The organism is Pseudomonas sp. JV245A (assembly GCF_032424515.1).
Lineage (GTDB): Bacteria > Pseudomonadota > Gammaproteobacteria > Pseudomonadales > Pseudomonadaceae > Aquipseudomonas > Aquipseudomonas protegens.
The window spans coordinates 1-9,344 of sequence record NZ_VYKE01000179.1 but is presented as its reverse complement, the minus strand read 5'-3'; the positions used below and the strand labels follow the sequence as shown (position 1 = coordinate 9,344).

General features: G+C 63.0%; 8 protein-coding genes and 1 pseudogene. 3 read left to right on the top strand and 6 right to left on the bottom strand.

Going from position 1 to position 9,344, the window contains the following annotated elements:
• The 5 genes and pseudogenes from F6S12_RS27705 to F6S12_RS27685 form a co-directional block, all read right to left on the bottom strand.
• Positions 1-475, bottom strand: a pseudogene (locus F6S12_RS27705) (two-component sensor histidine kinase); the annotation flags it as partial.
• Positions 472-1,146, bottom strand: coding sequence for a heavy metal response regulator transcription factor (locus F6S12_RS27700; protein WP_011061434.1), 675 nt, complete (start codon positions 1,144-1,146; stop codon positions 472-474). The gene F6S12_RS27700 and the pseudogene F6S12_RS27705, both read right to left, overlap by 4 nt.
• A 318-nt stretch (positions 1,147-1,464) precedes the next feature.
• A complete protein-coding gene (locus tag F6S12_RS27695) occupies positions 1,465-1,689 on the bottom strand; it encodes a hypothetical protein (protein WP_015635710.1) in 225 nt (74 codons plus the stop codon).
• Positions 1,690-1,981: 292 nt separating this feature from the next.
• Positions 1,982-3,724 carry a phosphoethanolamine transferase CptA gene (locus tag F6S12_RS27690; protein WP_011061432.1) on the bottom strand — a complete coding sequence of 581 codons (1,743 nt, stop codon included), beginning with the start codon at positions 3,722-3,724 and terminating at the stop codon, positions 1,982-1,984.
• A gap of 244 nt (positions 3,725-3,968) precedes the next feature.
• Positions 3,969-4,145, bottom strand: coding sequence for a DUF6026 family protein (locus tag F6S12_RS27685; protein ID WP_237615561.1), 177 nt, complete (start codon positions 4,143-4,145; stop codon positions 3,969-3,971).
• Between the two features lie 409 nt (positions 4,146-4,554).
• Here F6S12_RS27685 and gnd point away from each other — a divergent pair, with 409 nt between their 5' ends.
• The 3 genes from gnd to F6S12_RS27670 are packed head-to-tail and all read left to right on the top strand — an operon-like array spanning position 4,555 to position 7,867.
• Positions 4,555-5,535: a phosphogluconate dehydrogenase (NAD(+)-dependent, decarboxylating) gene (gnd, locus tag F6S12_RS27680; protein ID WP_015635708.1), complete on the top strand. Its 981-nt coding sequence runs from the start codon at positions 4,555-4,557 to the stop codon at positions 5,533-5,535.
• Positions 5,532-7,049, top strand: a complete 1,518-nt coding sequence (gene zwf / locus F6S12_RS27675) for a glucose-6-phosphate dehydrogenase (protein WP_047286745.1) — start codon at positions 5,532-5,534, stop codon at positions 7,047-7,049. The genes gnd and zwf overlap by 4 nt, the downstream gene beginning before the upstream one ends.
• On the top strand, positions 7,031-7,867 hold the full coding sequence (locus F6S12_RS27670; RefSeq protein ID WP_015635706.1) for an HAD family hydrolase: 837 nt from the start codon (positions 7,031-7,033) through the stop codon (positions 7,865-7,867). The genes zwf and F6S12_RS27670 overlap by 19 nt, the downstream gene beginning before the upstream one ends.
• Positions 7,868-7,957: 90 nt before the next feature.
• On the opposite strand, the gene nhaB is transcribed toward F6S12_RS27670, so the two are convergent.
• A partial coding sequence (gene nhaB / locus F6S12_RS27665; RefSeq protein ID WP_315869545.1) for a sodium/proton antiporter NhaB occupies positions 7,958-9,344 on the bottom strand: 1,387 nt, incomplete at its 5' end.

The following is a 9,344-nucleotide window of genomic DNA, read 5'->3' as shown; positions in this document are numbered from 1 at the left end:
GGTCCAGGGTCAGTACCACCTGGACCTGCTCGCCGTTGCGCAGGCTCATCTGCCGCAGGGCGCTGAGCAAGGGGTTGCCGCGGCTGTCGCGCCAGTCGATATAGCCGTCGCCACCGATATTGCCCAGGGGCTCGGGCAGGGACTCCTGGGCCATGCCGCCAACAATCAGCAGGGGTTCGGCCAGCGGATCGCTGCCGAGGATGCTCAATTGCAGGTTGTCGTGGCCCATCACCAGGTCCAGCAGGGAATGGGGGCGGGCCGCCAGGTCACTGCTCTTGAGGTCGCTGGTGAGGCTGTGCCGGATCTGCTCCAGCTTGCTGTCCAGGCCCTTGCGCGCCAGGTTGTCCAGCTCATGGTTCAACGCCAGGTAGGCCAGGGTTGCCAGCAGCACCACCAGTGCCGCGCCCATCAGGGCGACGGTCAGCCCCAGGCGCATGGACAGGCTGCTGGCCGCGGCGGCGGGGCGCGCTGTCATGGGCGTGCTTCCAGGACATAACCGACACCGCGCAGGGTATGGATCAGCTTGACGTCACTGGCGTCGTCGATCTTGCCCCGCAAGCGGCTGATGGAGACTTCCACCACATTGGTGTCGCAGTCGAAGTTCATGTCCCAGACCAGGGAAATGATCTGGGTGCGGGTCAGTACTTCTCCGCTGTGGCGCATCAATACATGCAGCAGGGTGAACTCCTTGGTCGTCAGGTCGATACGCCGACTGCCGCGATAAGCCCGATGACGGCGCGGGTCAAGTTGCAGGTCGGCAACTTGCAGAACTTCCGGTTGGACAATGACTTCACTACGACGCATCAGGGTACGAACCCGGGCCAGCAACTCGGGAAATTGAAACGGTTTGACCAGATAATCATCGGCGCCCATATCCAGGCCCTTGACCTTGTCTTCCAGGCGCCCGCGGGCAGTCAACATCATGACCCGTGCGGGATAGTTTCCCTGCAGTTGTTCAAGAACTTGCCAACCATCTTTGCCGGGCAGGTTGATATCCAGGATTACCAATTCATAGGGCTGTTGTTGAATCAGGTGCAGGCCGTCCACGCCATTGTTCGCCCGGTCCACCACATAGCCACTTTCACTCAGGCCCTGATGCAGGTAGTCGGCCGTCTTGGGTTCGTCCTCAATCACCAGAATGCGCATTGCAATATCCTCTTCAAAGCTGTCGGGGCTGTCGAGCGAGCGCAGGTTAAAGTCTGTAGTAGCTATAGGGTCAATAAAATAACCCAGCTAATTCAACTGATTAACCAGGCTGTCCGATCAGTGGCGAGTGGCATGGTGCGGCGATACTAATTGAGCCGGGGCACTGCGGGCGGCAGATGACCGGGTTGTCATCTGCCTGTCATGCGGGTGCAAGAGAAGGAGGGCAGCCCCTATGAAAAAGGCGCCCGCAAGGGCGCCAAACATCCACTTCTGGCAAAGGAGCAGATTGCCGGGAAGGGGTATCGCTGGAACTGGGGGTCAGGCACCAGGCTGTTGTTGCTTGGCATCCGAGGCGGAATAGTTGGGCTCGGATTTCTGCTTTTCGGCTTTTGCGGTGTTTTCGGTCTTGTCGCCATGAAGTTGCTGCTGGCTAACGCGGAAGTTGTCATAGAAGCGCTGCATATTTTCCGAGCCACCTTCGGCAAAGGCCGCGCTGGAACCTACCAGAATCAGGCCGCTTAATACCAAAGTTGAAAGTTTCATGCTGTTTTTCCTGCTTAAGAATGTTCGGTACTTGTTACGTCCCTGCACAAGAAGTGATGGGCGAAAGTTTCACCGAAGTGTATTAAGCGAGGGTTAACGTCAGCCTGAAGTGCTGATTACAATTTCGACATCATGTGTCTTTGCCGGCGCTTGGCTGCGCTGGCCGGGAAGGGCACCTCCTTGAAGGCGCCGCCTGCGGACGCGGCCTGGTGCAAAAAAAAGCCCCGGGAACCGGCCAGGGTTCTCGGGGCTGTTTGCCGGCAAGCCGGATCCTGCGGGCGTGACAGGGGGCTTACTTCTGTACCACCGTGGCTTCGACCGGAGCCTTGGGTTTCATCAGGCTGAAGTCGATCAAGGGCTTGCTCTGGCGCGAGTAGGGGTCGCCGATCAGCAGCGGGCGTGGCTTGAAGCTGTCGCTCACCAGGCTGCGGCTGTGGTCCAGCTCATCGAAACTCAGGCCCGCCAGGTCCGCCCAGGTGTGAATCAGCTGGGAACTCATGTAGGGGCGGCTGAGGTCCGAGGCAAAGCTCCAGTCATGGGTTTCCCGCCATTTCGGCGAGGCCCAGGCCATGAACGGAATGGTGTACATCGGCGCCGTCGGCCGGGCTTCGTTGCGGCCCAGGGTGTCATGGCCGGCGGAGTCGAAGACGTCCTCGCCGTGGTCCGAGAGGTACAGCAGGAAACCGTTGGGGTCGGTCTTGGCGTAGTTCTTGATCAGGTTCGAGACCACGAAGTCGTTGTACAGCACGGCGTTGTCGTAGCTGTTGTAGGTGGGCAACTGGTCGTCGCGCACGCCGGCCGGTACGCCCTGGCGATCATTGAACTTGTCGAAGCTGGGCGGGTAGCGGTACTGGTAGCTCATGTGGGTGCCCAGCAGGTGAACCACGATGAACTTGCGCGGTGCGCTGTCGGCCAGGGCCTTGGAGAACGGTTCGAGCACGTCGCCGTCGTACTGGCGGGCGTTCTGGTTGCGGTTGTTGTTCAGGTAGACCTGCTCGTCCGCCTGTTCGGAGAAGGTGGTGAGCATGGTGTTGCGCTTGGTCATGGTCTGCTGGTTGGTGATCCAGTAGGTCTTGTAGCCGGCCTGCTTCATCACGCTGACCAGGGACGGGCTCTTGAGGTACAGGTCGGGGTTTTCTTCGTCGGCGAAGGTCAGTACCTGCTGCAGCGCCTCGATGGTGTAGGGGCGCGGGGTGATGACGTTGTTGAAGATCGCCAGCTGATCCTTGAGCTTGTCCAGCTCCGGGGTGGTCTGGCGCGGGTAGCCGTACAGGCTCATGCGCTGGCGGTTGGTGGATTCGCCGATGACCAGTACCAGGGTCGCCGGCTGGTTGGCCATGCTGTCCTTGAGGTTGGTCAGGGGGGCGATCTTGCTGGCGCTGGCGAGCATGCCCTGCATGCCGTCCAGTTGCTCGCGGTAGCGGCGATAGGCAATCACCATTTGCCAGGGCACGGCGGGCTCGATGCGGGTTTCGAATTTCTCCAGGCCGGCGGCCAGGGTATCGGCGCGGGAGATCTGCTTGACCAGCGGGTAGCCGACGATGGCCACCAGGATAGCCGTCGCCGCCACCAGGGCCTGGCCCCGAGGCAGGTAGACCGGGCGCAGGCGGGTCCAGAGGAAGAAGGCGAATGCGCTGTGGGCGAGGAACGCCAGGAGCATCCACCAGGCAAAGTACTGGGTCAGGTATTCACCGGCTTCCGAGGGGTTGGACTCGAACATGATGAAGATGACGCTTTGCGAGAACTCCTGCTGGTAGACGAAGAAGTAGCCCAGGCTGGCCATGGAACAGGCCCAGAGCACCACGCCGATCACGGCGGCCATGACTTTGGTGCGCGCCGGGAACAGCAGCATCGGTGCCAGCCAGATGGCGCTCATGAAGAACGCCTGGCGGAAACCGGTGAAGCCGGAGGTGTCGGTCAGCTGGATCAGCAGTTGGGTGATGCCGGAGAAATACCAGAAGAACAGGAACAGCCAGAGCAGCCCCATCCAGTCAAAACCTTTCGCAGATGCACTACTGCGTTTGAACAATGCCATTGAGCGCTCCCCAGGGATCCAGATTCATTGCGCGCCAAGGGCGTCGCGAATGAGCGCCGTCTTGTAACAAGACGGCCACAATGGCCGGGAGTATCGACAGGCAAGTGTGAAAACTTTGTCAGCTGTATGTCGCTATTTTGTGGTTTGCAACGGGAGGCTGTGGCGGTATGACGAGGGACGGCGGCTTGGCCCGGGACCTGCAGCGGGGCTGAACGCAGGTCGGGCCTGCGTTCAGGGGCGAGGCTCAGCTCGCGGAAGAGAGGTGTAGCGGCGCCGGTTGACCTTGGCTTTGCAACTGCAGGCGCAATTGTGTGAGCTCCCGTTGCAGTTGATCGCGTTCGTCTTTGAGTTGACGCAATTCGTCACGACGAATGGTGACGTACAGGGTTTGTGCTGGTCGTGCCGGTAGTACTGTGCCCATTGCTTCACCTCGCAAATGGCGTGTCTCAACTATGCTTCGCTGGCCGCATCCCTTGCGCAAAGCACTATCGGCGGCAATTTTATTTCTTTTTCGGGCAAAGGGAACTTTTTTATTTTTCGCGGTCGCTGTGTCTTCACGCAGACTTGCAGCGTTATCCACCCAGGGCCAGGGAAACTTCAGGGGCTGGCACGGGACTAATCTTCATTATTCTGCTGCCCGTCAGGGGAATTGGCTGGGGCCGGTCGATGGGTAATTCGCGCCGTCGGGGGTAAAAAACTCGGAATCTGCCTGAAGATTGCGCTGTCTTGGGGCTTCTTGCCTTGTATAGTTGCGCCCCTCGGGATTTTGCCCCGGCCCACTGGGCTATAACTTTTTTTGATCAGAATTTTTGCAGTAGGAGCATCAGCACATGCAACTGGGGATTATTGGACTGGGCCGCATGGGCGGCAACATTGCACGGCGCCTGATGCTCAATGGGCACGAGACCGTAGTCTTTGACCGCAACACCGACTTCGTCAGCGCCCTGGCCGCTGAAGGCGCCAAGGGCGTCGCCGACCTGCCGGCCCTGGTGGCGGGCCTGGAAAAGCCCCGGGCGGTCTGGGTCATGCTGCCCGCGGGCGCACCCACCGAAGACACCATCGACACCCTCAGCCAGTTGCTGGAGCCGGGCGATGTGATCATCGACGGTGGCAACACCTACTATAAAGACGACATCCGCCGCGCCCGCGACCTGGCGCAAAAGGGCCTGAAGTATATCGACGTCGGCACCTCCGGCGGCGTCTGGGGCCTGGAGCGTGGCTACTGCATGATGATCGGCGGCGACGCCGCCGAAGTGCTGCGCCTGGACCCGCTGTTCGCCGCCCTGGCGCCCGGCATGGGCACCATCCCGCGGACCAAGGACCGGGTCGCCGATGACGACCGCGCCGAACGCGGCTACATCCACGCCGGCCCGGCCGGCTCCGGGCACTTCGTCAAGATGATCCACAACGGCATCGAGTACGGCATGATGCAGGCCTTCGCCGAGGGCTTCGACATCCTCAAGACCAAGGCCTCGGAAAGCCTTCCGGAAGACCAGCGCTTCGACCTCAATGTCGCCGATATCGCCGAAGTCTGGCGCCGTGGCAGCGTGGTGTCCTCCTGGCTGCTGGACCTGACCGCCGATGCCCTGGCGGGCGATCCGAAGCTCGACGGCTTCTCCGGCTCGGTGGCCGACAGTGGCGAAGGGCGCTGGACCATCGAAGCGGCCATGGAGCAATCGGTGCCGGTGCCGGTGCTGTCCAACTCGCTGTTCTCCCGCTACCGCTCCCGCGGCCAGGGCACCTACGGTGACAAGCTGCTGTCGGCCATGCGCTTCGGCTTTGGCGGCCATGTGGAGACCGGGAAAAAATGACCACCACGCGAAAGAAGTCCAAGGCGTTGCCGGCGCCGCCGACCACGCTGTTCCTGTTCGGCGCCCGCGGTGATCTGGTCAAGCGCCTGCTGATGCCGGCGCTGTACAACCTCAGCCGCGACGGTTTGCTGGATGAGGGGCTGCGGATTGTCGGCGTCGACCACAACGCGGTGAGCGACGCCGAGTTCGCCACGCTGCTGGAAGACTTCCTTCGCGATGAAGTGCTCAACAAGCAAGGCCAGGGGGCGGCGGTGGATGCCGCCGTCTGGGCCCGCCTGACCCGGGGCATCAGCTATGTCCAGGGCGATTTTCTCGACGACTCCACCTATGCCGAACTGGCGGCGCGGATTGCCGCCAGCGGCACCGGCAACGCGGTGTTCTACCTGGCCACCGCACCGCGCTTCTTCAGTGAAGTGGTGCGCCGCCTGGGCAGCGCCGGGTTGCTGGAGGAGGGGCCGCAGGCTTTTCGCCGGGTGGTGATCGAAAAACCCTTCGGCTCCGACCTGCAGACCGCCGAAGCCCTCAACGGCTGCCTGCTCAAGGTCATGAGCGAGAAGCAGATCTATCGCATCGACCATTACCTGGGCAAGGAAACGGTCCAGAACATCCTGGTCAGCCGTTTTTCCAACAGCCTGTTCGAGGCATTCTGGAACAACCATTACATCGACCACGTGCAGATCACCGCGGCGGAAACCGTCGGCGTGGAAACCCGTGGCAGCTTTTATGAACACACCGGTGCCCTGCGGGACATGGTGCCCAACCACCTGTTCCAGTTGCTGGCGATGGTGGCCATGGAGCCGCCCGCTGCCTTTGGCGCCGATGCGGTACGTGGCGAAAAGGCCAAGGTGGTGGGGGCTATCCGCCCCTGGTCCGTGGAAGAGGCCCGGGCCAACTCGGTGCGCGGCCAGTACAGCGCCGGTGAAGTGGCCGGCAAGGCCCTGGCGGGCTACCGCGAGGAAGCCAACGTGGCGCCGGACAGCAGCACCGAAACCTACGTTGCGCTGAAGGTGATGATCGACAACTGGCGCTGGGTCGGGGTGCCGTTCTACCTGCGCACCGGCAAGCGCATGAGTGTGCGCGACACCGAGATCGTCATCTGCTTCAAGCCGGCGCCCTATGCACAGTTCCGCGATACCGAGGTCGAGCGCCTGTTGCCGACCTACCTGCGGATCCAGATCCAGCCCAACGAAGGCATGTGGTTCGACCTGCTGGCGAAAAAGCCCGGGCCGAGCCTGGACATGGCCAACATCGAACTGGGTTTTGCCTACCGCGACTTTTTCGAGATGCAGCCCTCCACCGGCTACGAAACCCTGATCTACGACTGCCTGATCGGCGACCAGACCCTGTTCCAGCGCGCCGACAACATCGAGAACGGCTGGCGCGCGGTGCAACCCTTCCTCGATGCCTGGCAACAGGACGCCAGCTTGCAGAGCTACCCGGCGGGCGTGGATGGCCCGGCAGCCGGGGATGAACTGCTGGCCCGGGATGGCCGCGTATGGCGACCCCTGGGGTGAGTGGCGTGCAGGCGCGGCCTGTCGAGTTCCTCCTCAGTGACATGGACGGCACCCTGTTGCGCCCCGACCACAGCCTCAGCCCCCGCACCCTGGACGCGGTCCGTGCGCTGCGCGAGGCCGGGGTAGCCTTCAGCCTGGCCACCGGACGGCCGCCGCGGGCCATGCTGCAGCAGATCGAGGCCCTGGGCGTCGACCTGCCCACTGCCGGCTTCAACGGCGGCAGTATCGTCAAGCCCGATGGCAGTTTCCTGGCTCGTCACCATGTTCCGGTGGAAGCGGCGGTCACCGCCTTGCTGCTGTTCGAACCCTGCCCACAGGTCGAGACCTGGGTGTTTGCCGACAACGAATGGCTGCTGCGCAACCTGGACGGTGCCCTGATGCCCCTGGAGCGCCAGGCGCTGGGTTACGCCCCCAAGGTGGTGGACAGCTTCGAGGAATACCTGCCGCGCATCGACAAGATCGTCGCCGCCAGCAGCGATCACCGCTTGCTGGTGCAGTTGGAGGCCCGCCTGCAGGCCGCCACTGCAGGGCAGGCCCAGGCGTCCCGTTCCCAACCCAGGTTCCTCGATCTCACTGCCTTGCAGGCGGACAAGGGGCAGGCCCTGGTGACCCTGGCCGAATACCTGGGGGTGCCGCTGGAGCGCACCGCGGCCCTGGGCGATGGCGGCAACGACCCGGCGATGTTCCAGCGTGCCGGCCTGTCGATTGCCATGGGCCAGGCGGAAGAACAGGTCAAGCGCCAGGCTGATGTGATCACCGGCAGCAACCTGGAAGACGGCGCCGCCGAAGCCATCGAGCGCTATATCCTCATGCGCTGAGGGCCGTGGCCCGGCATCGCGCCGGGCCACGGCCCCCAGTCCTGCACCCATTGCGCCCCATCTGCAGTCCCGGGGCGCCCCAAGCGGCGGTTACAACCAGTAGCTCACCGCGTACCAGCCCAGCAGCCCCATCACCACGGTGTAGGGCAGGGCCATCCACACCATCCGTCCGTAGGACAGGCGTACCAGCGGCGCAATCGCCGAGGTCAGCAGGAACAGGAAGGCCGCCTGGCCGTTGGGCGTGGCCACGCTCGGCAGGTTGGTACCGGTATTGATGGCGATCGCCAGGGTTTCGAAGTGCTCGCGGCTCATCTGCCCGGAGATGAAGGCCTGTTTCACTTCGGTGATGTAGATGGTGGCCACGAACACGTTGTCGCTGATGGCCGAGAGCAGGCCATTGGCAATGAACAGCATGCCCGGCTGCTGGTCCGCCGGCAGCGCCAGCACCCACTGGATCAGCGGGGTGAACAGCTGCTGCTGGTGAATCACCGCCACCACGGCAAAGAACACCACCAGCAGGGCGGTGAAAGGCATGGCGTCCTTGAACGCGTTGCCCAGGCGGTGCTCGTCGGTGATCCCGGTAAAGGCGGTGATCAGTACGATCACCAGCAGGCCGATCAGCCCGACCTCGGCCACATGCAGGGCCAGGGCGACGATCAGGATCAGTGCCGCCAGCCCCTGCACCAGCAGGGCCGCGCGCTGGCGCGAGGTGCGCTGGGCATCGTCCTCGGCGGCGTAGTTGGCCAGCACCTGGCGCACGTTGTCCGGCAGCAGGGTGCCGTAGCCGAACCAGCGCAGCTTCTCCAGCAGTACGCAGGTCACCAGGCCAGCCGCCAGGACCGGCATCGAAACCGGTGCCACCTTGCTGAAGAAATCGGCGAAGTGCCAGCCCATTTCATGGCCGATCAGCAGGTTCTGCGGTTCCCCTACCAGGGTGCACACACCGCCCAGGGCGGTGCCCACGGCGCCATGCATCAGCAGGCTGCGCAGGAAGGCGCGGAACTGTTCCAGGTCGTCATGATGCAGGGCAGGCAACTGTTGGTCGTCGGCGAAGGCGCTGTCCTGGCGCGGGTCATTGCCGGACGCCACCCGGTGATACACCGAATAGAAGCCTACCGCGGCGCTGATGATCACCGCGGTGACGGTCAGGGCGTCGAGAAAGGCCGAGAGGAAGGCCGAGAGAAAGCAGAACAGCAGGCCCAGCAGCGCCTTGGAGCGCACCCCCAGCAGCAGCCGGGAGAACAGGTAGAGCAGCAACTCCTTCATGAAGTAGATGCCGGCCACCATGAACATCAGCAGCAGGATCACCGGGAAGTTGTGCACCAGCTCGTCATACAGCGCCTGGGGCGTGGTCATGCCCAGCACCAGTGCCTGCACCAGCAGCAGGCCGCCGGGCATCAAGGGGTAGCACTTGAGGGCCATGGCCAGGGTGAAGATGAATTCGATCACCAGGCACCAGCCGGCGGCGGCCGGGCTG